At 56.1% G+C, this 24127-nt stretch carries 20 protein-coding genes; 10 read left to right on the top strand and 10 right to left on the bottom strand.

What is annotated here, in order from left to right:
• Positions 1–107: 107 nt before the first annotated feature.
• The 3 genes from aceF to pdhR all read right to left on the bottom strand — a co-directional run bounded on the left by aceF (position 108) and on the right by pdhR (position 5558).
• A complete protein-coding gene (gene aceF / locus ACX3P5_RS02990; RefSeq protein WP_458968273.1) occupies positions 108–2009 on the bottom strand; it encodes a pyruvate dehydrogenase complex dihydrolipoyllysine-residue acetyltransferase in 1902 nt (633 codons plus the stop codon).
• A 14-nt stretch (positions 2010–2023) separates the two neighbouring features.
• Entirely contained in the window at positions 2024–4690 is a 2667-nt protein-coding gene (aceE, locus tag ACX3P5_RS02985) for a pyruvate dehydrogenase (acetyl-transferring), homodimeric type (protein WP_336755845.1), read from the bottom strand.
• A 103-nt stretch (positions 4691–4793) separates the two neighbouring features.
• A complete protein-coding gene (gene pdhR / locus ACX3P5_RS02980; protein ID WP_233985286.1) occupies positions 4794–5558 on the bottom strand; it encodes a pyruvate dehydrogenase complex transcriptional repressor PdhR in 765 nt (254 codons plus the stop codon).
• Positions 5559–6072: 514 nt separating this feature from the next.
• Between pdhR and aroP the strand changes: the two genes are divergently transcribed.
• The 3 genes from aroP (at position 6073) to ACX3P5_RS02965 (ending at position 9996) form a co-directional block, all read left to right on the top strand.
• On the top strand, positions 6073–7428 hold the full coding sequence (aroP, locus tag ACX3P5_RS02975) for an aromatic amino acid transporter AroP (protein ID WP_233985287.1): 1356 nt from the start codon (positions 6073–6075) through the stop codon (positions 7426–7428).
• A 199-nt stretch (positions 7429–7627) separates the two neighbouring features.
• Entirely contained in the window at positions 7628–9040 is a 1413-nt protein-coding gene (locus ACX3P5_RS02970) for a glycoside-pentoside-hexuronide (GPH):cation symporter (protein WP_233985288.1), read from the top strand.
• Positions 9037–9996 (top strand): glycoside hydrolase family 43 protein, encoded by a 960-nt coding sequence (locus ACX3P5_RS02965; RefSeq protein ID WP_458968272.1) that lies wholly within the window; start codon positions 9037–9039, stop codon positions 9994–9996. The genes ACX3P5_RS02970 and ACX3P5_RS02965 overlap by 4 nt, the downstream gene beginning before the upstream one ends.
• On the opposite strand, the gene ampE is transcribed toward ACX3P5_RS02965, so the two are convergent.
• A complete protein-coding gene (gene ampE, locus ACX3P5_RS02960; protein ID WP_233985290.1) occupies positions 9978–10832 on the bottom strand; it encodes a beta-lactamase regulator AmpE in 855 nt (284 codons plus the stop codon). The two genes, ACX3P5_RS02965 and ampE, sit on opposite strands and share 19 nt — an antisense overlap.
• A 16-nt stretch (positions 10833–10848) precedes the next feature.
• Positions 10849–11400, bottom strand: coding sequence for a 1,6-anhydro-N-acetylmuramyl-L-alanine amidase AmpD (gene ampD, locus ACX3P5_RS02955; RefSeq protein WP_233985291.1), 552 nt, complete (start codon positions 11398–11400; stop codon positions 10849–10851).
• Positions 11401–11598: 198 nt separating this feature from the next.
• Between ampD and nadC the strand changes: the two genes are divergently transcribed.
• The 4 genes from nadC (at position 11599) to hofC (ending at position 15688) form a co-directional block, all read left to right on the top strand.
• Positions 11599–12495, top strand: coding sequence for a carboxylating nicotinate-nucleotide diphosphorylase (gene nadC / locus ACX3P5_RS02950; RefSeq protein WP_233985292.1), 897 nt, complete (start codon positions 11599–11601; stop codon positions 12493–12495).
• Positions 12496–12671: 176 nt separating this feature from the next.
• A complete protein-coding gene (ppdD, locus tag ACX3P5_RS02945; protein WP_233985293.1) occupies positions 12672–13124 on the top strand; it encodes a prepilin peptidase-dependent pilin in 453 nt (150 codons plus the stop codon).
• Complete coding sequence (gene gspE, locus ACX3P5_RS02940; protein ID WP_458968271.1) at positions 13114–14496, top strand: type II secretion system protein GspE; 1383 nt, start codon at positions 13114–13116, stop codon at positions 14494–14496. Before ppdD ends, gspE begins: the two co-directional genes overlap by 11 nt.
• A complete protein-coding gene (gene hofC / locus ACX3P5_RS02935) occupies positions 14489–15688 on the top strand; it encodes a protein transport protein HofC (RefSeq protein WP_336755849.1) in 1200 nt (399 codons plus the stop codon). Before gspE ends, hofC begins: the two co-directional genes overlap by 8 nt.
• A gap of 244 nt (positions 15689–15932) precedes the next feature.
• On the opposite strand, the gene ACX3P5_RS02930 is transcribed toward hofC, so the two are convergent.
• Positions 15933–16973 (bottom strand): GMP reductase, encoded by a 1041-nt coding sequence (locus ACX3P5_RS02930; protein WP_233985296.1) that lies wholly within the window; start codon positions 16971–16973, stop codon positions 15933–15935.
• Positions 16974–17198: 225 nt separating this feature from the next.
• On the opposite strand from ACX3P5_RS02930, the gene coaE reads away from it, so the two are divergent.
• The 3 genes from coaE to yacG are packed head-to-tail and all read left to right on the top strand — an operon-like array spanning position 17199 to position 18770.
• Positions 17199–17816: a dephospho-CoA kinase gene (gene coaE, locus ACX3P5_RS02925; RefSeq protein WP_233985297.1), complete on the top strand. Its 618-nt coding sequence runs from the start codon at positions 17199–17201 to the stop codon at positions 17814–17816.
• Positions 17817–17820: 4 nt separating this feature from the next.
• Positions 17821–18564, top strand: a complete 744-nt coding sequence (gene zapD, locus ACX3P5_RS02920; RefSeq protein ID WP_233985298.1) for a cell division protein ZapD — start codon at positions 17821–17823, stop codon at positions 18562–18564.
• An 8-nt stretch (positions 18565–18572) separates the two neighbouring features.
• A complete protein-coding gene (yacG, locus tag ACX3P5_RS02915) occupies positions 18573–18770 on the top strand; it encodes a DNA gyrase inhibitor YacG (RefSeq protein WP_031376700.1) in 198 nt (65 codons plus the stop codon).
• A 30-nt stretch (positions 18771–18800) separates the two neighbouring features.
• On the opposite strand, the gene mutT is transcribed toward yacG, so the two are convergent.
• The 4 genes from mutT to lpxC form a co-directional block, all read right to left on the bottom strand.
• Positions 18801–19196: an 8-oxo-dGTP diphosphatase MutT gene (gene mutT, locus ACX3P5_RS02910; protein ID WP_458968270.1), complete on the bottom strand. Its 396-nt coding sequence runs from the start codon at positions 19194–19196 to the stop codon at positions 18801–18803.
• A gap of 384 nt (positions 19197–19580) precedes the next feature.
• Positions 19581–22286 (bottom strand): preprotein translocase subunit SecA, encoded by a 2706-nt coding sequence (gene secA, locus ACX3P5_RS02905; RefSeq protein ID WP_233985300.1) that lies wholly within the window; start codon positions 22284–22286, stop codon positions 19581–19583.
• A 74-nt stretch (positions 22287–22360) separates the two neighbouring features.
• Positions 22361–22867 (bottom strand): secA translation cis-regulator SecM, encoded by a 507-nt coding sequence (gene secM, locus ACX3P5_RS02900; RefSeq protein ID WP_233985301.1) that lies wholly within the window; start codon positions 22865–22867, stop codon positions 22361–22363.
• 300 nt (positions 22868–23167) lie between these two features.
• Positions 23168–24085, bottom strand: a complete 918-nt coding sequence (gene lpxC / locus ACX3P5_RS02895; protein WP_031376704.1) for a UDP-3-O-acyl-N-acetylglucosamine deacetylase — start codon at positions 24083–24085, stop codon at positions 23168–23170.
• Positions 24086–24127 lie beyond the last annotated feature (42 nt).

Raw genomic sequence — 24127 nt, 5'->3', positions numbered from 1 at the left:
TCCACCGGGACTTTCACCGCAAGAGTTTACAGAATTGTTAACAAACTGCCAACCGCGGTGCGACGAATCGTTACAGGAAGGCCGGCTTTCGCCGGCCTTCTTCACATTTACATAACTAAACGACGAATGTCGGACAGCATATTGCCGATGAGAGTGATGAAACGCGCACCATCAGCACCGTCTATAACACGGTGATCGAAGGAAAGAGAAATTGGCATCATCAGACGCGGCGCAAACTCTTTACCATTCCAGACTGGCTCCATCGCCGACTTCGAGACGCCAAGGATAGCCACTTCCGGCGCGTTGACGATCGGCGCGAAGTGCGTGGTACCCAAACCGCCAAGGCTGGAGATAGTGAAGCATCCGCCCTGCATGTCGCCTGCCGTCAGCTTACCGTCACGCGCTTTCTTCGAAATCGCCATCAGTTCACGCGACAGCTCGGTAATGCCCTTTTTGTTCACGTCTTTGAAGACCGGAACCACCAGGCCATTTGGCGTATCAACCGCCACACCGATGTTGATATATTTTTTCAGCGTCAGCTTCTGCGCATCTTCTGACAGCGAGCTGTTGAAGCGTGGCATCTGCTCAAGTGCCGCAGCGACCGCTTTCATGATGAACACCACCGGGGTGTACTTCACGTCCATCTTACGCTTCTCGGCTTCCGCATTCTGCTGCTTACGGAACGCTTCCAGATCGGTGATATCGGTTTTGTCGAAATGCGTAACGTGCGGGATCATCACCCAGTTACGGCTCAGGTTCGCGCCAGAAATTTTCTGGATGCGTCCCAGTTCGACTTCTTCGATTTCGCCAAACTTACTGAAGTCCACTTTCGGCCATGGCAGCATGCCAGGCAGACCGCCGCCGCTGGCAGCAGCCGGTGCTGCTTCAGCGCGTTTCACGGCCTCTTTAACGTAGCTCTGCACGTCTTCTTTCAGGATGCGACCTTTGCGGCCGGAGCCTTTGACTTTCGCCAGGTTAACACCGAACTCACGCGCCAGACGACGGATCACCGGGGTCGCGTGAACATAGGCATCATTCTCTGCGAACTCGCCTTTGCTCTCCGCTTTGGCGGCGGCTGGTGCCGCGGCTTTAGCTTCGGCCTTCTCTGCCGGTGCCGGGGCATCCTGTTTCGCTGCTGCAGGAGCGGCGGCTGGCGCAGCACCTTCAACTTCAAACACCATGATCAGCGAGCCGGTGCTGACTTTGTCGCCAGTCGCCACTTTCAGCTCTTTCACGGTGCCCGCGAACGGGGCCGGGACTTCCATTGAGGCTTTGTCGCCTTCCACCACGATCAGTGACTGCTCAGCTTCAACTTTGTCGCCGACTTTCACCAGCACTTCAGTGACTTCAACTTCGTCACCGCCGATGTCCGGAACGTTAACCTCTTTTGCGCCCGCTGCCGCAGCCGGAGCCGTTGCCGCTTCTTCTTTAACTTCAGGCTTCACGTCAGCGGCCGGCGCTGCGCCTTCCGCTTCAAACACCATGATGTGTGAACCGGTGCTGACTTTGTCGCCGGTCGCGATTTTGATCTCTTTCACGGTACCCGCGAACGGGGCCGGGACTTCCATCGAGGCTTTGTCGCCTTCCACCACGATCAGGGACTGTTCGGCTTCAACTTTGTCGCCAACCTTCACCAGAATCTCAGTGACTTCGACTTCGTCACCGCCGATATCCGGAACATTGACATCTTTGCTGGCGGTAGCAGCGGCAGCCGCTGGCGCCGGGGCCGCGTCTGCTTTTTTCTCTGCCGCCGGTGCCGGTGCGGCTTCTGCCGCACCTTCCGCGTCAAACATCATGATCAGCGAGCCGGTTTCTACTTTGTCACCGGTGGCGATTTTGATCTCTTTGACCACGCCAGCCTGCGGCGAAGGCACTTCCATTGAGGCTTTGTCGCCTTCCACGGTGATCAGCGACTGTTCGGCTTCCACCTTGTCGCCAACTTTCACCAGAATCTCGGTGACTTCAACTTCGTCAGACCCGATATCCGGTACCTTAATTTCGATAGCCATTACTCTATTACCTCTTAAGCCAGACGCGGGTTAACTTTATCGGCATCGATACTGAATTTGGTGATCGCGTCGGCCACCACTTTCTTCTCGATCTCGCCGCGTTTAGCCAGCTCACCCAGCGCGGCAACCACCACATAAGATGCATCCACTTCGAAGTGATGACGCAGATTCTCACGGCTGTCAGAGCGACCAAATCCATCGGTACCCAGTACACGATAATCGCTGGCTGGGACATAGCTACGAACCTGCTCAGCGAACAGCTTCATGTAGTCGGTTGAAGCGACGGCCGGTGCATCGTTCATCACCTGCGCGATGTAAGGCACGCGCGGTTCTTCGGTCGGATGCAGCATGTTCCAGCGCTCACAATCCTGGCCATCACGAGCCAGTTCGGTGAACGAGGTGACGCTGTAGACGTCAGAGCCGATACCGTAGTCTTTCGCCAGGATCTGCGCAGCTTCACGTACGTGACGCAGGATAGAGCCTGAACCCAGCAGCTGGACTTTGCCTTTGCTGCCCTCGACCGTTTCCAGCTTGTAGATACCCTTACGGATACCCTCTTCCGCACCCTGCGGCATCGCTGGCATGTGGTAGTTTTCGTTCAGCGTGGTGATGTAGTAGTAGACGTTTTCCTGCGCTTCGCCATACATCCGCACCAGACCGTCATGCATGATCACCGCGACTTCATACGCGTATGAAGGATCGTAGGAGATACAGTTCGGGATGGTCAGCGACTGAATGTGGCTGTGACCATCTTCATGCTGCAAGCCTTCGCCGTTCAGCGTGGTACGACCGGAGGTGCCGCCGACCAGGAAGCCGCGCGCCTGTTGGTCGCCCGCCAGCCACATCAGATCGCCGATACGCTGGAAGCCGAACATCGAGTAATAGATGTAGAACGGGATCATTGGCAGGTTGTTGGTGCTGTAAGAGGTCGCCGCCGCCAGCCAGGATGAACCTGCGCCCAGCTCGTTGATCCCTTCCTGCAGAATCTGGCCTTTCTCGTCTTCTTTGTAGTAAGCCACTTGCTCGCGGTCCTGCGGGGTGTACTGCTGACCGTTCGGGCTGTAGATACCGATCTGACGGAACAGACCTTCCATACCAAAGGTACGCGCTTCATCGGCGAGGATCGGAACCAGACGATCTTTGATCGACTTGTTCTTCAGCATCACGTTCAGAGCACGCACAAAGGCGATGGTGGTTGAGATCTCTTTGTTCTGCTCTTCCAGCAGCGCACTGAACTCTTCCAGCGCTGGCATCTCCAGCTTTTCGGTGAACTTCGGCTGACGCGTCGGCAGGTAGCCGCCCAACTTCTCACGCTGACCGTGCAGATAGTTGTACTCTTCAGAGCCTTTGTCGAAGGTCACGTATGGCAGAGATTCAATCTTGTCATCCGCTACCGGCACGTTGAAGCGATCACGGATATAGCGCACGCCATCCATGTTCATCTTCTTCACCTGGTGAGCAATGTTTTTGCCTTCCGCGGTGTCGCCCATACCATAACCTTTGATGGTATGCGCCAGGATCAGCACCGGTTTGCCTTTGGTGTCCTGCGCTTTTTTCAGTGCCGCGTAGATTTTCTTCGGATCGTGGCCGCCACGGTTCAGTGCCCAGATTTCATCATCGGACATATCTTTAACCAGCGCGGCGGTTTCCGGATATTTACCAAAGAAGTGCTCGCGCACATAGGCACCATCACGGGATTTAAAGGTCTGGTAATCGCCGTCAACGGTTTCGTTCATCAGCTGAATCAGCTTGCCGCTGGTATCTTTACGCAGCAGCTCATCCCAGCGACCGCCCCAGATGACTTTGATCACTTCCCAGCCAGCACCGGCAAAGATGCCTTCCAGCTCGTTGATGATCTTACCGTTACCGGTGACCGGACCATCCAGACGCTGCAGGTTGCAGTTGATGATGAAGACCAGGTTATCCAGTTTTTCACGGGTGGCGATGGTGATTGCGCCTTTTGATTCCGGCTCATCCATCTCGCCATCACCCAGGAAGGCATAGACGGTCTGTGCAGAGGTATCTTTCAGGCCACGGTGTTCCAGATATTTCAGGAACTTCGCCTGATAGATAGCCGACAGCGGACCCAGACCCATAGAAACGGTCGGGAACTGCCAGAATTCCGGCATCAGTTTCGGGTGCGGATAAGATGAGAGGCCTTTACCAGCCACTTCCTGACGGAAGTTGTTCATCTGCTCTTCGGTCAGACGACCTTCAAGGAACGCACGGGCGTAGATGCCTGGGGAAATGTGGCCCTGGAAGTAAACCAGGTCGCCGCCATCCTTCTCACTGCGCGCGCGGAAGAAGTGGTTAAAGCACACTTCATAAATGGTGGCAGAAGACTGGAAGGAGGACATATGGCCACCCAGTTCCAGATCTTTCTTCGATGCGCGCAGCACCGACATGATGGCGTTCCAGCGGATCGCGGAACGGATACGACGTTCAAGAGAGGTGTTGCCCGGATAGTCCGGTTCATCTTCAACGGCAATAGAGTTGATATAGTTGCTGATTGCAGAAGATCCTGCAGCAACGTTCACGCCGCCTTTGCGGGCTGCACCCAGTACCTGATCAATCAGATACTGCGCACGTTCAACACCTTCTTCACGGATGACCGATTCGATCGCCTGTAGCCAGTCACGAGTTTCAATCGGATCCACGTCATTGTGTAAACGTTCTGACATGGGTGTGTTCCTTATCTGTGTCTAATACGTTGAATAATCGGGAGCCTGTTACAGCACATGCAGGCAGGCTCGTCGCACATGTCCGTACGATCTTTGTCGCACGTTATTCCTTACGTTGCTGTAAACGACGCAGGGAGCGTTCTCGACGGCTCTGCTCCCGACTTCTGTCCAGCAAGATTTCCTCAATGAACGCCAGGTGACGGTGTGAAGCCTCGCGCGCTTTTTCCGGCTCACGAGCCACAATCGCCTCAAAGATTCTGGCGCGGTGACCGCTCACTTTCGCCAGCATTTCCCGGCGCGAGTAGAGCAATTCGAAATTCTGACGGACGTTTTGTTCCAGCATAGGGCCCATAGAGCGTAGCAAATGCAAAAGCACGACATTATGGGCTGCTTCTGTGACAGCGATCTGATACTGCATCACTGCGTCCGCTTCGGCGTCTAAGTCGCCGCTGTCCTGTGCCTGCTGGATCTGCAGATGGCAATCACGAATCCGCAGCAGATCCTCTTCGGTGCCGCGCAGTGCCGCATAATAAGCGGCGATGCCTTCTAAGGCGTGGCGCGTTTCCAGCAGATCAAATTGTGATTCCGGATGGTCGGCGAGAAGCTCTACGAGTGGATCGCTCATGCTTTGCCAGAGATGCTCCTGTACGAACGTTCCGCCACCCTGACGGCGTAGCAGTAATCCTTTGGCTTCTAAGCGCTGGATTGCTTCGCGGAGGGACGGACGTGAGACATCGAATTGTTTGGCGAGTTCGCGCTCGGGGAGCAGCTTCTCTCCCGGACGCAGCGTCCCTTCCATGATCAGGGATTCGAGCTGTTGCTCGATGGCGTCGGAGAGCTTGGGTTGGCGAATCTTACTGTAAGCCATCTTCCCTTCTTATTAGCCAATCGTCCGGAGTAAATTGGTAATACCAATTGTCAAAAGGTGCCGGTAAAGTAACAAAGTATTCACCTTGTGTCTATATGGTCCCGGTCACATTCCGCAACGGTGAAAGCCAGTGGTGACGCTAACTTGCGGTTAAAAAAATGAAAAATTACCCTGGAAGTAAATGTTAAATAACTTCACTTTTACCAAACCTTACACCCGTTTAGCCGCTTACCGCAGCGGCTACCATAAGCGAAACCTATTCGTCATCGGCATCATTTCATGGCAGAAATTTGCCTGTCACAGACGTGAGCTGGCGCTGTTTTTTCAGTCAATGCCCAGCACGAAAAGCGAAAGCAGGTGCAAAGCGATTCGCTTATCACTATTCTTGTCGCCAGGGTAGCGCCTGGCAGCAGACAGCACGCCGGATACCGTAAAATAATCAATACGTTAATGTAACCACTTCCTTACAGCGGACTGCGCTGCGAACGAAGAATAAAAACATCACGAGGTTTGTATGGAACAACAGCAAGGCGAAGCGCTGAAACGCGGTCTGAAGAACCGCCATATTCAGCTCATCGCGCTGGGTGGTGCGGTGGGGACCGGCCTGTTTCTCGGCAGTGCGTCGGTCATTGAATCCGCCGGACCGGCAGTCATTCTGGGGTATGCCATTGCCGGTTTTATTGCCTTTTTAATCATGCGTCAGTTGGGCGAAATGGTCGTAGAGGAGCCGGTTGCCGGCAGCTTCAGCCACTTCGCCTATAAATACTGGGGCAACTTTGCTGGCTTCGCATCGGGCTGGAACTATTGGGTGCTCTATGTACTGGTAGCGATGGCAGAGCTGACCGCTGTCGGTAAATATATCCAGTTCTGGTGGCCTGACTTCCCGACCTGGGCCTCGGCCGCCATCTTCTTTGTGATGATCAACGCCATTAACCTGACCAACGTGAAAGTGTTTGGTGAGATGGAGTTCTGGTTCGCCATTATTAAAGTGGTCGCGGTGATTGGCATGATCCTGTTCGGCGGCTGGCTGCTGTTCAGCGGCCACGGCGGCCCGCAGGCCACCGTACGCAACCTGTGGGAACAGGGCGGATTCTTCCCGCATGGCCTCGGCGGGCTGGTGATGGTGATGGCGATCATCATGTTCTCGTTTGGTGGTCTGGAGCTGGTGGGGATCACCGCGGCAGAAGCGGATAATCCGGAAACCAGCATTCCTAAAGCGACCAATCAGGTGCTGTGGCGCATCCTGATTTTCTATATCGGTTCGCTGGCGGTGCTGCTGTCACTGATGCCGTGGACCCGCGTTACCGCAGACGTCAGCCCGTTCGTCTTCATCTTCCACGAACTGGGTGATGCGATGGTGGCTAATGCGCTGAACGTGGTGATCCTGACGGCGGCGCTGTCGGTCTATAACAGCTGCGTGTACTGCAACAGCCGTATGCTGTTTGGTCTGGCGCAGCAGGGCAACGCGCCGAAAGCGCTGCTGAAAGTGGACCGCCGCGGCGTGCCGGTGCTGACCATTCTGGTGTCAGCCGTCGCCACTGCGCTCTGCGTGTTAATCAACTACCTGATGCCGGGCGAGGCTTTTGGCCTGCTGATGTCACTGGTGGTTTCGGCGCTGGTGATCAACTGGGCGATGATCAGCCTGGCGCACCTCAAGTTCCGTCGTAAGAAAGATCAGCAAGGGGTGACTACCCGCTTCAAAGCGCTGCTCTATCCGGTAGGTAACTGGATTTGCCTGATCTTCCTGGCGGCGATTCTGGTGCTGATGGCAACCACGCCGGGCATGGCGATCTCCGTCTGGCTGATTCCGGTCTGGCTGGTGATTCTGGGGATTGGTTACTTCATTAAGAATCAGGCCCAGAAAGCCTGATAAGCCCTGACCTGCTGCAGCGCCGTGGCGTGCTGCAGCAGGCATTCCGCCTCATCCGCCGCCTGGCGCTAAAGCCCGATCCAGTTCACACTTCTCCTCGCGCACCTGTTTTGTCCATCTTCATGGCGATTTACTCCCAGTCATCTCTCTGATTTAGCGACAATAATTCCTGTTCACACCGGATGCGCAGGAGAGAACCATGAAAGGTGCAGCCCTCTCGTTTCGAGAAAAACTGGGTTATGGCATGGGCGATGCCGGATGCAACATGATTGGCGGTGCCATCATGCTGTTCCTCAACTACTTCTATACCGATGTTTTTGGTTTAGCCCCGGCGCTGGTCGGCACACTGCTGCTGTCGGTGCGGGTGCTGGACGCGGTGACCGATCCGATTATGGGCGCGGTTGCCGATCGCACCCAGAGCCGCTGGGGCCGCTTCCGCCCGTGGCTGCTGTGGGTCTCGGTTCCCTATGTGCTGTTCAGCGTGCTGATGTTTACCACGCCGGACTGGACCTACCATAACAAGGTCATCTGGGCGTTCGTCACCTACTTCCTGATGTCGCTGACCTACACCGCCATCAACATTCCTTACTGCTCGCTGGGCGGCGTGATTACCAACGATCCCGGCGAACGCGTCTCCTGTCAGTCTTACCGCTTCGTGATGGTCGGCATCGCTACGCTGATCCTGTCGATGTCGCTGCTGCCGATGGCGGAATGGTTTGGCGGCGAAGACAAGGCGCGCGGCTATCAGATGGCGATGACCGTGCTGGCGACTATCGGTCTGGCGATGTTCCTGTTCTGCTTTGCCACGGTGCGTGAGCGTATTCACCCCGCCGTTCCCAGCAATGACGACCTGAAGAAAGATCTGCGCGACGTCTGGAAAAACGATCAGTGGGTGCGCATTCTTCTGCTGACCTTCTGCAACGTCTGTCCCGGCTTTATCCGTATGGCCGCCACCATGTATTACGTCACCTGGGTGATGGGGCAATCGACCCATTTCGCCACGCTGTTTATCAGCCTCGGCGTGATTGGCATGATGTTCGGCAGTACGCTGGCAAAAGTGCTGACCGATCGCTGGTGTAAGCTCAAGGTCTTCTTCTGGACCAACATTGCGCTGGCGCTGTTCTCCAGTGCGTTTTACTGGATCGATCCGCACGCCACGCTGATGGTGGTGATCGCTTACTTTGTGCTGAATATCCTGCATCAGATCCCGTCGCCGCTGCACTGGTCGCTGATGGCCGATGTTGATGACTATGGCGAATGGAAAACCGGCAAGCGCATCACCGGTATCAGCTTCTCCGGTAACCTGTTCTTTCTCAAAGTGGGACTGGCGGTCGCCGGGGCGATGGTCGGCTTCCTGCTGTCGATCTACGGCTACAATGCCGGGGCTAAACAGCAGTCGCCGGAGGCCATTAACGGCATCATGCTGCTGTTTACCGTGATCCCGGGCATTGGCTATCTGATTACGGCAGGTGTGGTACGGCTGATGAAGGTCGACCGTAAAATGATGCTCACTATTCAGCAGGATCTCGCGCTGCGTCGCGAAAATTTCCGTGATTTACAGACTGTTCGCACACGCGACGGCGTTGTCCCGCAAACCGGAGAAGTAAAATGACCGCTATCCTGCCTAACCCTTTTATCGAGCAGCGCGCCGACCCGTTTATTCTGCGTCATGATCAACACTACTACTTTATCGCCTCAGTGCCGGAATATGACCGGCTGGAGATCCGTCGTGCCGATACGCTGGCCGGTCTGCGCACTGCCGAACCGGTAGTGGTATGGCGCAAGCCGGACAGCGGTCCCTGCAGCGAGCTGATCTGGGCGCCGGAACTGCACTTAATCGACGGCCAGTGGGTGATCTACTTCGCGGCTGCGCCGACACGCGACATCAAAGATGGCCTGTTTCAGCACCGGATGTATGCGCTGGTGTGTGATGCGGCCGATCCGCTGCAGGGTGAATGGCAGCCGTGTCGTCGGGTATTCAGCCAGTTCGACAGTTTCTCGCTGGATGCCACCCACTTCGTGCATCAGGGCAAGAACTGGTATCTGTGGGCGCAGAAAGATCCGTCGATTCCCGGCAACTCCAACCTCTATCTGGCCGAGCTGCTCAACCCCTGGACGCTGAAAGGGACGCCGGTGATGCTGAGCCGGCCTGAATATGAGTGGGAATGTGCCGGGTTTAGCGTTAACGAAGGCGCGGCGGTGATCCGCCACGGTGACCGGCTGTTTGTCACCTACTCGGCCAGCGCCACCGATGAGAATTACTGTCTGGGCCTGTTGTCGATTGCGATGGATGCCGATCCGCTCGACGTCACGGCATGGCAGAAATCTGCCCGGCCGGTGTTTGTGTCGAGCTGGGATAATCATCAGTATGGGCCGGGCCACAACAGTTTTACCCAGGATGAGGCGGGACGCGACGTGCTGGTTTACCACGCGCGCAACTACACCGAAATTGAGGGCGACCCGTTATGGGACCCGAACCGCCATACCCGGCTGAAGTATTTTGACTGGCGGGCAGATGGCACACCCGATTTTGGCGTGCCGCCCGCCGATCACACCAGCGTGCCGTAGATCGTCAGCAACGCCACGGCCACGACCAGCACCAGTGAAGTTCGTTTTGCTAACGCCACGGCAACCCGTGGCGTTTCGACTTTATCGGTGTGTGGATCGCGCGACAGCGAGAACTGCGCCAGGCTGGTCAGCACCTGATACTGCGAACGATGACGGTCGGTGAGCGAGGCAAACCACGCCGGCAACGCTTTCTCGCCGTGCCCCAGCAAGGCGTAGGCCACACCGGCCAGTCGCACCGGGATCCAGTCGAGCACATGCAGTATGCCATCGACGCCAGACTGCGCACGCGCCATCGGCGTGCCCTGTTTTGCCAGCCAGCCCTGCCAGGCACGCAGGAAGGCGTATCCCACCAGCAGCACCGGACCCCAGGCCCCGCCGACCACCAGCCAGAACATCGGCGCGAGGTAGAAGCGGAAGTTAATCCAGATCAGCGCATTCTGCAGTTCGCGCAGAAATTCGCGCTCGCTGCACTCTACCGGCACACCGTGTATCAGAGTCAGCTCGGCCGCCATCGCCTGATGCGCAGCCGCATCATCATGGCTGGCCGCTTTCAGGTAGGTGTGATAATGCTGTCGCACCGACCCCGCGCCGATACACAGCAGCCCGACGACGATCCAGAACAGCAGTTGCAGTACGCCAAACAGCAGGCCTTTCAGGCTCCAGACCACCAGCGCCGTCACGGCCATCACTAGTAGCGTCATCAGCAGGGTACGCACCATTGAGACATGCTGGCGGCGACGAAAAAACGGCTCCAGCCGGTGTTCCAGCTGCCAGTGCTCGCCCAGCTTAAACAGGCGTTCCCAGCCTAAAACCAACAACAAGGTAAACAACGTCATACTGACTCCGCAAAAATCAGGATTTTTGCTGCGTTAACAGCTGCTTATAGTAGCCCCAGTCAAAAGCAGGTCCGGGATCGGTTTTGCGCGCCGGTGCGATATCACTGTGTCCGGTAATGCGCGCAGGCGTCAGCGGGTAGTGCTGCAACAGCAGTTGCGTGACCCGTTGCAGCGACTGGTATTGCGCTTCGGTATAGGGATCGCTATCCGTACCTTCCAGTTCAATACCGATGGAGAAGTCGTTGCAGTTCTCACGGCCTTCAAACTGCGACACGCCAGCATGCCAGGCACGTTTATCAAAGGAAACGTACTGTACGATCTCGCCATCACGACGAATCAGGCAGTGCGCCGCCACGCGCAGTGCGGCAATGTCTGCGAAATAAGGATGCGCATCCGGCGGCAACGTGCCGGTGAACAATTTATCGATCCACGGGCCACCAAATTCGCCTGGCGGTAAGCTGATATTGTGGATCACCAGCAGCGAAGGCGCCTCATCGTCGGGTCGCTCATTACAATGCGGCGAGGGGACCTGACGTACCCCGGTCAGCCAGCCATGTTCAATTTTCATGCTGTATTTCCTTATTCAATCAGGCTGAGAATAGCATGAATAGTAAGGGATTATTGCCTCTAAATGCGTCGCTGAGCCGCCAGACAAGCGGCGCGTGTTAAGGATACTAAACAAAATTGCGTCCATCGCTGGTACGCGATCACGGTTCAGGCTATTGTGGACACCTTACTCACCATCCCATTTTGGAGTTCAACGCTTATGTCTTCGCGTGGTTATGATCCAGACAGCCGCCGTCAGGCTTTGATTAGACGCATCGAAGGTGATATTCCCGAGGCGGTTGCGCGTGCGTTACAGGAAGATCTTGGCGGCGAAATTGATGCCGACCGTGATATCACCGCTCAGCTGTTACCGGCTGAAACGCAGGCCCATGCTCAGGTGATTACCCGTGAAGCGGGTGTTTTCTGTGGTAAACGCTGGGTCGAGGAGGTGTTTATTCAGCTCGGCTCACACGCAACCCTGACCTGGCATGTCGCGGATGGTGATCGGATCGAAGCTGACCAGCCGCTGTTCGATATCAAGGGTCCGGCACGATTGCTGTTGACCGCTGAACGTACCGCGCTCAATTTTGTTCAGACCCTCTCGGGCGTTGCCACCGAAGTCAGCCGCTATGTGGCGCTGCTGGCGGGCAGTCAGACGCAACTGCTGGACACGCGAAAAACCCTGCCCGGCCTGCGCACCGCACTGAAATATGCCGTCCTGTGCGGCGGCGGCAGTAACCATCGCCTGGGCCTCTCCGATGCCTATCTGATTAAAGAGAATCACATTATTGCCAGCGGATCGATCCGTCAGGCGGTGGAAAAGGCGCAATGGCTGCAGCCGGATGTGCCGGTAGAGGTAGAAGTGGAATCGCTGGATGAGCTGAGTCAGGCGCTGGAGGCAGCAGCAGATATTGTGATGCTGGATAACTTCAGCCTGGAGCAGATGCGTGCGGCGGTAGCGCTGAATCAGGGGCGCGCGCTGCTGGAAGTCTCGGGCAACGTCACGGAAACCACGCTCCCCCAGATTGCGCAGACCGGCGTCGATTATGTCTCGGTGGGTGCGCTGACGAAACATGTGCGTGCACTCGATTTATCGATGCGTTTTCAGCAGCAGTAAGCTCGCGCGCCGTGCCGCCAGCACGGCGCTTTATGCGATCCCGCTTCCATAACGATTTCGGCTGCACTGCAAGCCATGACTCTCTTCTCGTCTTCTTTTCCATTGTTTCACTCTGCGTCTGTGATTCCTCAAGCCCCTTTTTTAGTCTGTCGGCTTCTTAAACTGGAGAAGACGAAATGGATTATCAACGTGGATTTACCCTGGTCGAACTGATGATTGTGGTGGGCATTGTGGCGATCCTCAGCGCCATTGGCCTGCCTGCTTACCAAAACTATCTGCAGCGCGCAGCGCTCACCGACATGCTGCAAACGATGGTGCCGTATAAAACCGCAGTGGAGCTCTGTGCGCTGGAGCGCGGCGGCCCGACGCCCTGTCAGGCTGGCGAACACGGCATTCCTGCTGCCAGAAGCTCGCGCTATGTTTCCGCCCTAAGCGTCACCAATGGCGTCATCACCCTGACCGGCCAGGAGAGCCTGAATGGGTTAAGCGTCGAGATGCTGCCGGTATGGGACAGCACCGAAGGCGGCATCAGCTGGCAACGTAGCTGCACCAGCAGCAACAGCAGCCTGCGTGACAATTGCCTTGAGCAGTTCCGCTTTGCCGATAAAGGAGCCGCCGATGAAGCCTGATGCGGCGATTGCGGCATTATGCCAGCGCTATCGCGCCCTGGTGCTGCACCATGATGCCGGCCAGCTACGGGTTGCCGTGGCGGAAACGGTGCCGCCGGGGCTGGCTGAGGCTCTGCATTTTGCCAGCCAGTGCCAGATTGAGATTGAGTGCTGGCCCCAGGCGCGTCTCGACCAGTTGCAGCACAGTGAAAAACCGCTGTCAGCACGCGAAGATGCTCCTTCAGAGTCAGCCATTGAGGCAACGCAGCAGATACTGCAGCAGGCGCTGGAGCGTCGCGCATCAGACATTCACATTGAACCCTGGCGGGATGGGCTAAGAGTCAGGCTGCGGATTGATGGTGTCCTGCATCCGCTCTCAGCACTGCCAGCCATCCCGCCCGCCGCATTGCTGGCTCGTCTTAAAATCCTTGGCGGCCTGGATATTGCCGAACGCCGGTTACCGCAGGATGGTCAGTTCAGCCTGGAGATTGCCGGCAAACCGGCCTCGTTTCGCCTTGCCACGCTACCGATTCACGGCGGGGAAAAAGCCGTGGTCCGGCTGTTGCAGAGTGAAAGCGCCGCACTATCGCTGGATAAGCTGGGGCTTCCCGCCGCCCAGTTACGCCTGCTCTGCTCGGCGCTGGCGCAGCCACAAGGGCTGATCCTGGTGACCGGACCGACCGGCAGCGGCAAAACCTTCACGCTCTATAGCGGGCTTAGTGCGCTGAATACGCCCGACAAAAACCTCTGTAGTGTTGAAGATCCGATAGAGATACCGTTACCCGGCATCAATCAGACGCAGATTCACAGTAAAAACGGGCTCGACTTCCATCGCGTGCTGCGTGCGCTGCTGCGTCAGGATCCGGATGTGATTATGGTCGGCGAGATCCGCGATGCAGAAACCGCCGAGATTGCGGTTAAGGCCGCACAGACCGGGCATCTGGTGCTCTCGACCCTGCATACCAACTCAACCGCCGAAACCCTGACGCGCCTTCGACAGATGGGTATTCCCGGTTACCTGCTGGGGTCGGCGCTACGGCTGATCGTGGCGCAGCGCCTGGTACGGCGTCTCTGCCCGCACTGTCGTCAGCCGGCTCAGGCGGTAGCGCACTACCCTGCCGAACTCTGGCCCGGGACCTTACAGACCTGGCGCGCGCCCGGCTGCGATCACTGCTTCTCCGGCTACTTTGGCCGGCTGGCGCTGTTTGAACTGCTGCCGGTGAACGCCAGGCTGCAAAACGCCATTGCGGCAGAGATGCCGCTTGAGAATCTGCTTGCTCTGGCAAAGCAGCAGGGGCTGCGTACCCTGCTTGCCTCCGGGCTGGAGGCGGTGAGCCGGGGCGATACCTCGCTGGAAGAGATGCAGCGGGTTATCGGACTGGAAGATGGCTAATCCGGCGCTGTTTCGCTGGCAGGCCGTCGATAGCCAGGGCGAGCTGCAAAGCGGTCAGCTGCTGGCTATCGACAGTGAAAACCTGTTGCTGATGCTGGCACAGCGCGATCTGCTGCCGGTCAGCTGGAAACGAGACAAGGTCTGGCGCCAGGCGGACTGGAAATGGCAGCACAAAACCGATCTGATTCGCCAGCTGGCTACCCTGCTTAAAGCCGGTTTGCCGCTGGCCGAGAGTCTCGCCCTGCTGGCTGAAGGCCATCCCCATGCTGGCTGGCGTGCATTGATGATGGCGCTGCATCATCGGGTCATCAGCGGTCAGCCCTTTTCACAGGCGCTGCGTGAGTGGCCGCAGATCTTTCCGGCCCTTTACCCGGCTTTGATGGAGGTCGGTGAACTGACCGGACAACTGGATGTTTGCTGCAATGAACTGGCCCGGCAGCAGACCCGCCAGCATCAGTTATGGCGTCAGGTCGTAAAGGCGCTTCGCTATCCCCTGTTCATTCTGCTGGTGGCGCTGGCCGTCAGCTGCGGCATGCTGCTGTTCGTTCTGCCGGAGTTTGTCGCGGTCTACGCCTCGTTTGACGCGCCCTTACCAGCCTTTACCGCCGCAGTGATGCAGCTTTCTGCCGCGTTGCAGCAGTGGGGGTTGCTGATAGCCAGCGTATTGTTGCTGACGCTGGTGAGCTGGCAGCAACTGCGGCGGCGCTCAGCAGACTGGCAGCGACGGGAACAGCGACTGTTTTTACGTCTCCCGCTGCTCTCCGGGCTCTGGCGCGGTTCACAGTTAACCCAGATTTACACCATTCTGCATCTGACGCAGCATGCCGGATTAACCCTGTTACAGGGACTTGCCGCCGTCGAGGTGACACTCTCTTCACTGTTATGGCGGGAAGCGATTGCCGGTTTGCAGCAGCATATCGCCGAAGGAAAACCGCTGCATCAGGCACTGGCGCAGCATCCACTGTTTACCGCGCTCTGTGGTCAGTTGATTCGCGTCGGTGAAGAGGCGGGTGCATTGGATTTGATGCTGGCACGGCTGGCTGAATGGCATGAGGGGCAAACCCGTGAACGGGCTGACACGCTGGCCGCCTCGCTGGAACCCATGATGATGGTAGTGATTGGCGGCATTGTCGGCACGCTGGTGATCGCGATGTATCTGCCGGTATTCGGATTAGGTGATGCGATGCATTAAGGCGCGCATTTTGCGCGCCTTAATGTGAAGTCAGATAAGTAAGATGTGACACCCGCTGAGGAGCCTCAGATGGAGGTCGATCGATGGATGAGCAACCCTAAACCACGCCTGGTGCGCCGGTAACGGAGCTGACGGTCAATGCCTGACCGCCGGTAACCGATCAACCATCATTAACTCGCCATCATCAGCCATCTGCCATCTGCCATCTGCCACTGACCATTAATCACTGACTCTCGCTGGATCATTAACGATTAAAAACGCGGTTTTCCTGCTCGGCTACCCGAATAAAGGTCGTGCGTTTCGTCAGCTCTTTCAGACGCTCGGCACCTACATAGGTGCAGGCTGAACGCAGGCCGCCCAGAATATCACGCGCGGTTTCAGCCACCGGGCCGCGCAACGGCAACTTCACGGTTTTCCCTTCCGCTGCACGATACTCTGCCACACCACCGACATGACGCTTCATTGCCGACTCTGAACTCATGCCATAAAACAGCATGAAACTTTCGCCATTTTCTTCGACGACTCGCCCTTCGCATTCATCGTGTGCGGCCAGCATTCCGCCCAGCATCACGAAATCAGCGCCGCCACCAAAGGCTTTGGCAATATCGCCCGGCACCGAACAACCGCCGTCGCTGACAATCTGACCGCTCAGGCCGTGCGCCGCATCAGCACACTCAATCACCGCTGAGAGCTGCGGATAACCCACGCCGGTCTTCACCCGTGTGGTACAGACCGATCCGGGTCCTATGCCCACTTTGACAATATCGGCACCTGACAGAATCAGCTCTTCTACCATTTCTCCGGTCACCACATTTCCGGCACAGATCGTTTTGCCAGGAAAGGCTTCGCGGGCACGCTGCAGAAAATCGACAAAATGCTGGGAATAGCCGTTGGCAACGTCAATGCAGATAAACTGCAGTTTCTCTGACAGCGCCATAATGGCGTTCAGCTTAGTGAAATCAGCTTCAGAGGTACCGGTAGAGACCATTACCGAGTTCAAAACCGTCTCGGGCACGCGCTGAATGAAGGCACGCCAGTCATCTACGCTGTAATGCTTATGTACCGCCGTCAGAATATTAAAGCTGGCCAGCGCTTCCGCCATCAGAAAGGTGCCGACGGTATCCATGTTAGCGGCAATCACCGGCACGCCGCTCCAGCTCAGGCCGGAGTGCTTAAAGGTAAAACTGCGCTCCAGCTCAACCTGTGAACGGCTTTTCAACGTAGAACGTTTTGGCCGGATTAAGACGTCTTTAAAGCCCAGTTTCAAATCTTCTTCAATACGCATCTGTTATGTCCTGGTGAGTGGCAACGAACCGCGGTCCGCGAAGCCAGCACGGCTCCAGTGACCTTATGATACGCGCGTATCGTCCGGCGACAAGACTGCGAATTTCACTTTATTTACGCTACAATCCGTTAAATTTAGCTGAGTGTTATCGTTGTGATCTGGCGCGCATTTTTGCCTTTGTGAACCAGACCTTTAACATGAACCTGTGTCCAAAAGAGAAGTCAGATGGGAAATAGGCCCTATACCATAGCGCTGACAGGGGGAATCGGTAGCGGTAAAAGCTCGATTGCCCGGCAGTTTGCTGCGTTCGGGGTCAACATTATCGATGCTGACCTGATTGCACGGGAAGTCGTTGAGCCCGGAACGCCCGCGTTACAGGCGATAGAAGCGCGTTATGGCGCCGCTATCCTGACCGAACAGGGCAGCCTGGATCGTGCGCGGTTACGCGATATTATTTTTCAGACGCCGGAAGAGAAAAACTGGTTAAACGCGCTGCTGCATCCGCTGATTAACGCCCGCACCCAACAGCTGATCGCCGAAGCCACTTCGCCTTATGTGCTGTGGGTAGTGCCATTACTGGTAGAAAATCAGCTACAGCACCAGGCTGATCGGGTACTGGTGATTGATGTCGACGAAGCGACGCAGATCGCCCGCACCCGACAGCGCGACCAGATTTCACTTGCTCAGGCGCAACGTATTCTTGCGGCACAGGCCACGCGGCAGCAACGCCTCGCCTGTGCCGATGACATTATTGATAACAGTGGCGAGCCTGAAGACGCATTGCCACAGGTTGCCGAACTTCATCAGCGCTATCTCAGGCTGGCGGCAACGAAACAGGATTAACACCATGAGCACACCCGTTCTGTTTGAACATCCCCTGAATGAAAAAATGCGCACCTGGCTACGGGTTGAGTTTCTGATTAATCAGTTAGATGAGACCATCCCGCTGGATAAAACCGTCAACGCCCTGACCTTTTTTCGTCTGATCGGCGAACTGCTCGATATTTTTGAGCGCGGCGATATGCGCACCGAGTTACTGAAAGAGCTGGAGCGCCAGCAGCAGAAGCTCCGCGCCTGGGCGGATGTGCCCGGCGTGGATATGACGCTGGTCGATGCCCTGCGTGACAAGTTAAAAATGCAGGCAACCCAGCTGATGAATGCGCCACGGATGGGGCAGCAACTGCGTGAGGATCGCCTGATTGCGCTGGTGCGCCAGCGTCTGAGTATCCCAGGCGGCTGCTGTAGTTTTGATTTGCCCGGCCTGCACATCTGGCTGCACCTGCCGCAGGAAGCGCGCGATGCTCAGGTCGAGGCCTGGATGCAGACGCTGGTGCCGCTGCATCATGCGCTGGCGATGATCCTCGATCTGATCCGTCAGTCAGGCACATTTCGTACCCAGACCAGCCTGAATGGCTTTTATCAGGACAATGCTGAAGGTGCGGACCTGCTGCGCCTGCAGCTGTCGCTGGAGGATGCGCTCTATCCGCAGGTCTCCGGACATAAAAGCCGTTATGCCATTCGTTTTATGCCGCTTGATAGTGAGCGTGGCGAGGTTCCGGCCCGACTCAATTTTCAACTGGCCTGTTGTTAGAGGTGAATATGCAGCAAGAAGTGATGACCGTCGCCTGTCCACAGTGCGGCAAAGATGTGATTTGGGATGAGCTCAGCCCGTGGCGGCCGTTTTGCAGCAAGCGCTGCCAGCTGATCGATTTAGGGGAATGGGCCGCTGAAGAGAAACGTATTCCCAGCAGCGGCGACCTGAATGACAGCGATAACTGGAGTGAAGAGGACCATTAATCGTCAGGTGGAGCCCACGGCTCCGCCCTGTCAGAGCTCGCCGGCGACCAGGCGAGCAATCAGTGGGTGATTGGCCGGCGGAAACTCCTCGGCGACCAACGCCTGCTGATCAACCCAACGTTGCGGCTGCCCCTCTTTGCCCCACGGCTCGCCCTTCCAGCCTTCGACCAGGAAGAAGTGCAGCGTTACCCGTAAATCCTCATAACTGTGGTCAGCCTGTCCAATCGGATGCGCCTCGGTAACCTCGATGCCGGTCTCTTCATGCAACTCGCGAATCAACCCCTGTTCAGCGCTCTCACCCGCTTCGATCTTGCCGCCGGGAAACTCCCATTTATTGGCCATATAGGAGGTTGCTGCGCGCTGAGCAAGGAAAATCTGTTTATTGGCATTGCGGATAATACCAACCGCGACCTGCAGGTGCTTCATGAAGAATATCCTGGTAATGTTGGATGAATGAAGGATGAGTGTAAAACAGGGTGTGACGGATGTTAATCGCTTTGGCCTGCCGCCCTCATCCGGCTCAACGCTGAGGCAATAAAAAAGGAGCCAGAGGCTAATGCTCGTCAGTTTAGCGACAGGTGATAACGCAGTCTGGTGCCGGGCCGGGGCTGGCGCGGTCCTCGCGCCGCTGCGCGGTGCCTTCACTTCATTTCTCTGCCTCACAGCCCGGCAGCAGCAGAGGTGCGCAGGCCCGCCCTCCGGCACGCCTGCCCAAAAAAAAGCTGCCACGTTTAACCGTGACAGCCTTGCAAATCTAACCTTAACTGATCAGCATTGAGCCAGAGGCTCCTTTTTCATCAGTGCTTAATCTCAGGCCAGACGACCGTGGCACTGCTTATACTTTTTACCTGAACCACATGGGCAGGGATCGTTGCGGCCGACTTTGCGTTCGCCACTCTGCTGCGCCAGCGCTTCTGCCGCTAGCGTCTCTTCTTCAACGTGACTCAGTTGCTGCTGCTGGGCCAGACGTTCAGCCTCTTCGCGACGTTGCTGCTCCATCGCTTCAACCTCTTCCGGCATCCGCACCTGCACTTTGCTCAGCGTACTGATCACTTCATATTTCAGTGACTCCAGCATGGCGGCAAACATGGCGAACGACTCACGTTTGTACTCCTGCTTCGGATCTTTCTGCGCGTAACCACGCAGATGGATACCCTGACGCAGGTAGTCCATCGCTGCCAGATGCTCTTTCCACAGCGAATCCAGCGTCTGCAACATCACGCCTTTTTCGAAGTTACGCATCATCTCAGCGCCAACCACCTCTTCTTTGGCGGCATAGTTTTCCATCGCATGCGTCATGATGCGCTCACGCAGCACCTCTTCATGCAGATCCGGCTCTTTATCCAGCCATTCCGCAATCGGCAGGTTAAGATCGAAATCGGTACGCAGACGCTCTTCCAGACCCGGCACATCCCACATCTCTTCCAGTGACTGCGGCGGAATGTAGGTATCGATGGTCGCTTTATAGACGTCATGGCGAATGCTGTTGATGGTTTCGCTCACATCCGACACATCCAGCAGTTCGTTACGCTGGCTGTAGATGGCGCGACGCTGATCGTTGGCTACATCATCATATTCCAGCAGCTGCTTACGAATATCGAAGTTACGGCTTTCCACTTTACGCTGCGCGTTGGCAATAGCTTTGGTGACCCAAGGGTGCTCAATCGCTTCACCTGGCTTCATCCCCAGTTTACGCATCATGTTTGAGACGCGATCCGAGGCAAAAATACGCATCAGCGCATCTTCCATTGACAGGTAGAAGCGTGAAGAACCGGCATCACCCTGACGACCAGCACGACCACGCAGCTGGTTATCGATACGACGCGATTCGTGACGCTCGGTACCGACAATGTGCAAACCACCGGACGCCAGTACTGCATCATGGCGAATCTGCCATGCGGCTTTGATCTCTTCGATTTGTGCTTCGGTCGGGTTTTCCAGTTCAGCGACTTCAGCGTGCCAGCTGCCGCCGAGCATAATGTCGGTACCACGACCGGCCATGTTGGTGGCGATGGTGACCGCACCAGGCTGACCCGCCTGGGCCACGATCTCCGCTTCGCGGGCGTGGAATTTGGCGTTCAGAACGTTGTGTTTGATACCGGCACGCGTCAGTTCGTTCGAGACCACTTCCGATTTTTCAATCGAAATAGTCCCGACCAGTACCGGCTGGCCGTTGGCGGTCCGCTCACGGATATCTTCGATGATCGCATCGATCTTCTCTTTCTCGGTCATGTAGACCAGATCGGCCAGATCTTTACGCACCATCGGGCGGTTGGTCGGCACCACAATGGTGTCGAGCTTGTAGATAGAGCTGAATTCGAACGCTTCGGTGTCTGCCGTACCGGTCATACCGGCCAGTTTTTCGTAAATACGGAAGTAGTTCTGGAAAGTGATAGAGGCCAGCGTCTGGTTCTCGTTCTGGATCTCAACGCCTTCTTTGGCTTCAATCGCCTGATGCAGACCGTCAGACCAGCGACGACCCTGCATGGTACGACCGGTGTGTTCATCCACGATCACCACTTCGCCATCTTTCACGATGTAATCGACATCGCGGGTAAACAGTGCATGGGCGCGCAGTGCCGCAGTAACGTGGTGCATCAGCATGATGTTGGTCGGCGAATAGAGGGATTCGCCCGCTTCCATGATGCCCTGGCTGACCAGCAGCTCTTCCACTTTGACCAGACCGCGTTCAGACATATGCGCCTGACGCGCTTTTTCATCGACCCAGAAGTCGCCTTCACCCTGATAGGTTTCCGTATCTTCTTTATCCTGGCGAACCAGATGCGGGATGATCTTGTTCACTTTGGTGTAGAGCTCAGAACTGTCTTCCGCGGGTCCTGAAATGATCAGTGGCGTACGCGCTTCATCGATCAGGATGGAGTCAACTTCATCCACCAGCGCGTAATGCAGTTTACGCTGCACGCGCTCTTCCGGGCTGAAAGCCATGTTGTCGCGCAGGTAATCGAAGCCATATTCGTTGTTGGTGCCGTAAGTGATGTCAGCCGCGTACGCTTCGCGCTTCGCCACTGCAGGCAGACCCGACATGTTAATACCGACGGTCAGGCCGAGGAATTCAAACAGTGGGCGGTTATTCTCGGCATCACGCTGTGCCAGATAGTCATTGACGGTAACGACGTGTACGCCTTTACCCGAGAGCGCATTCAGATAGGCTGGCAGCGTTGCGGTCAGGGTTTTACCTTCACCGGTACGCATCTCCGCGATGCAGCGGTCGTTCAGCACCATACCGCCAATCAGCTGGACGTCAAAGTGACGCATACCGAACACACGCTTACTCGCTTCACGCACGGTAGCAAACGCTTCCGGAATCAGGCTTTCCAGCGTCTCGCCTTTTTTCAGACGTTCGCGGAACAGTTCGGTTTTGCCTTTCAGTTCATCATCAGAGAGCTTTTCAAAATCCGGCTCCATCTTGTTGATGACGTCTACCACTTTACGCATGCGACGCAGAGTACGATCGTTACTGCTACCAAAAACCTTGGTTAACATTTTGATTAACATAGTAAATATATTCTCAATTCAGCCGGAGCATTCCGGCCTGCAAAATCTAAACAGAGTGAATAAAACCAAAAATATTAGCAGAACAATCGGGCGGGTCCGGCGCGAATACCATGCACGCGGGCATGCCATTCAACCCATGAGCGGGTTGGCGCGGTAAACAGAGGCGGCGTTGAGAGCGTCTGCGGCGCAGCGCGCAGCGCAGAGTGAGATGTCAGTAAATCATGCAGCGAATCGATCAACGCCAGCTTTTGAGCCGCCAGCGGCAACGTCTGCTGTTCCGCCTGCGCCTGGGGCGTGAGCGTGAAAGAGAGGTGGCGAATAACAGTGCGGATGGCGTGCTGGTGCCAGTAGTCGACATTAAAACTGGGACGGCGTGCCGCTTCCTGAAGGCGAATCAGGTGATCAAAGCGCGCGGCGTTACCCATAAACAGGCTACTGGCTGGCGATTCAGACGAGGTATTGAGTTCAGAACTTTGCGCGCAGGCAGGTAAGCCGAGACTGGCCGCGACCATCCCTAACAGGAGATGAGGCCAGAAATAGCGTCTACCTAATTGTCGCCAGCGCAGAAGAATTCCGATCACAACCTTTCCATCGCGCATGCTCTGTTGCGCTTCCGTTTTTGTTCGTCCGCCGCGAGCCGCAGCGGTATTCAGCCTGTAAAAGCGCCAGAGATAGTATCACTAATGTGGGGCATCCACACCTGGGATTAAAGTGGCGGTGCGAGAAATCGCGCGTGATTGTACATCAATTCAGCAAAAAAACGGTGTGATGCGAGCCGTGTCGCAATAGCCGGGAGCAGGAATGAAAGCAATAAAAAAACGGCTGGTGCCGCTGACCGGAGAGGGTGTCAGCATAACCAGCCGTTTCACGTTCTGAGGTAATTAAGCCAGAACCAGATTCGGTGCTTTGAATGCCAGCGGCAGTTCAGCTTCGTCTTCGAAGGTTGCCCATTCCCAGGCTTCCTGCTTAGCCAGAACCGCTTGCAGCAGCTTGTTGTTCAGTGCGTGGCCCGATTTGAACGCAGTAAATGCGCCAATGATGTTATGACCACACATAAACAGGTCGCCGATAGCGTCCAGCATTTTGTGACGGACAAACTCGTCTTCAAAACGCAGGCCTTCTTCATTCAGTACGCGGAAATCATCCAGACCTATCGCACAATCTAAGCTACCGCCCAGGCACAGGCCTTTAGACTGCAGATATTCGATTTCACGCATAAAGCCAAATGTACGCGCCCGGCTGATTTGACGAACAAAGGCGTCAGCAGAGAAGTTCATCGCATAACGCTGCGAGCTGGAATCGATCGCCGGGTGTTTGAAGTCGATGGTGAAGTCGAGCGAGAAACCGTTGTACGGTTTGATCTCGGCCCATTTGTCACCCTCTTCTACACGCACGGTCTGCTTAACGCGCACAAATTTCTTCGCGCTGTTGAGCTGCTCGATACCCGCATCCATCAGCAGATAGATAAACGGTGCTGCGCTGCCATCCATGATCGGGATTTCCGGTGCATCGACTTCAACAATAATGTTATCGATACCCAGACCCGCCAGGGCGGCATTAAGGTGTTCGACCGTTGAAATACGCACGCCTTCATCATTCACCAGGCAGGTACTCAGCATGGTGTCGCGCACGTATTTTGCATCAGCCGGAAAATCTACCGGTGGATTCAAGTCGGTGCGACGATAGATGACCCCGGTATTAGCCGACGCAGGGCGTAATGTCAGGGTGACTTTCTTGCCGGTATGCAAACCGACGCCAGTCGCCTGAACAATACGTTTTAGTGTCCTTTGTTTGATCATCGTATTATCTCGCAATATTACCTTTCCGACCGCCAGTATACT

The sequence above is a fragment of the Pantoea sp. S-LA4 genome (genome assembly GCF_054482835.1).
Note: the sequence above shows the minus strand (reverse complement) of the source record. Positions and strands in the feature narration are given on the sequence as shown.

What these genes read in the sequence shown, in the direction of transcription:
- aceF (WP_458968273.1), bottom strand. Translation starts at nt 2,009, where the DNA reads ATGGCTATCGAAATTAAGGTACCGGATATCGGGTCTGACGAAGTTGAA.
- aceE (WP_336755845.1), bottom strand. Translation starts at nt 4,690, where the DNA reads ATGTCAGAACGTTTACACAATGACGTGGATCCGATTGAAACTCGTGAC.
- pdhR (WP_233985286.1), bottom strand. Translation starts at nt 5,558, where the DNA reads ATGGCTTACAGTAAGATTCGCCAACCCAAGCTCTCCGACGCCATCGAG.
- aroP (WP_233985287.1), top strand. Translation starts at nt 6,073, where the DNA reads ATGGAACAACAGCAAGGCGAAGCGCTGAAACGCGGTCTGAAGAACCGC.
- ACX3P5_RS02970 (WP_233985288.1), top strand. Translation starts at nt 7,628, where the DNA reads ATGAAAGGTGCAGCCCTCTCGTTTCGAGAAAAACTGGGTTATGGCATG.
- ACX3P5_RS02965 (WP_458968272.1), top strand. Translation starts at nt 9,037, where the DNA reads ATGACCGCTATCCTGCCTAACCCTTTTATCGAGCAGCGCGCCGACCCG.
- ampE (WP_233985290.1), bottom strand. Translation starts at nt 10,832, where the DNA reads ATGACGTTGTTTACCTTGTTGTTGGTTTTAGGCTGGGAACGCCTGTTT.
- ampD (WP_233985291.1), bottom strand. Translation starts at nt 11,400, where the DNA reads ATGAAAATTGAACATGGCTGGCTGACCGGGGTACGTCAGGTCCCCTCG.
- nadC (WP_233985292.1), top strand. Translation starts at nt 11,599, where the DNA reads ATGTCTTCGCGTGGTTATGATCCAGACAGCCGCCGTCAGGCTTTGATT.
- ppdD (WP_233985293.1), top strand. Translation starts at nt 12,672, where the DNA reads ATGGATTATCAACGTGGATTTACCCTGGTCGAACTGATGATTGTGGTG.
- gspE (WP_458968271.1), top strand. Translation starts at nt 13,114, where the DNA reads ATGAAGCCTGATGCGGCGATTGCGGCATTATGCCAGCGCTATCGCGCC.
- hofC (WP_336755849.1), top strand. Translation starts at nt 14,489, where the DNA reads ATGGCTAATCCGGCGCTGTTTCGCTGGCAGGCCGTCGATAGCCAGGGC.
- ACX3P5_RS02930 (WP_233985296.1), bottom strand. Translation starts at nt 16,973, where the DNA reads ATGCGTATTGAAGAAGATTTGAAACTGGGCTTTAAAGACGTCTTAATC.
- coaE (WP_233985297.1), top strand. Translation starts at nt 17,199, where the DNA reads ATGGGAAATAGGCCCTATACCATAGCGCTGACAGGGGGAATCGGTAGC.
- zapD (WP_233985298.1), top strand. Translation starts at nt 17,821, where the DNA reads ATGAGCACACCCGTTCTGTTTGAACATCCCCTGAATGAAAAAATGCGC.
- yacG (WP_031376700.1), top strand. Translation starts at nt 18,573, where the DNA reads ATGCAGCAAGAAGTGATGACCGTCGCCTGTCCACAGTGCGGCAAAGAT.
- mutT (WP_458968270.1), bottom strand. Translation starts at nt 19,196, where the DNA reads ATGAAGCACCTGCAGGTCGCGGTTGGTATTATCCGCAATGCCAATAAA.
- secA (WP_233985300.1), bottom strand. Translation starts at nt 22,286, where the DNA reads ATGTTAATCAAAATGTTAACCAAGGTTTTTGGTAGCAGTAACGATCGT.
- lpxC (WP_031376704.1), bottom strand. Translation starts at nt 24,085, where the DNA reads ATGATCAAACAAAGGACACTAAAACGTATTGTTCAGGCGACTGGCGTC.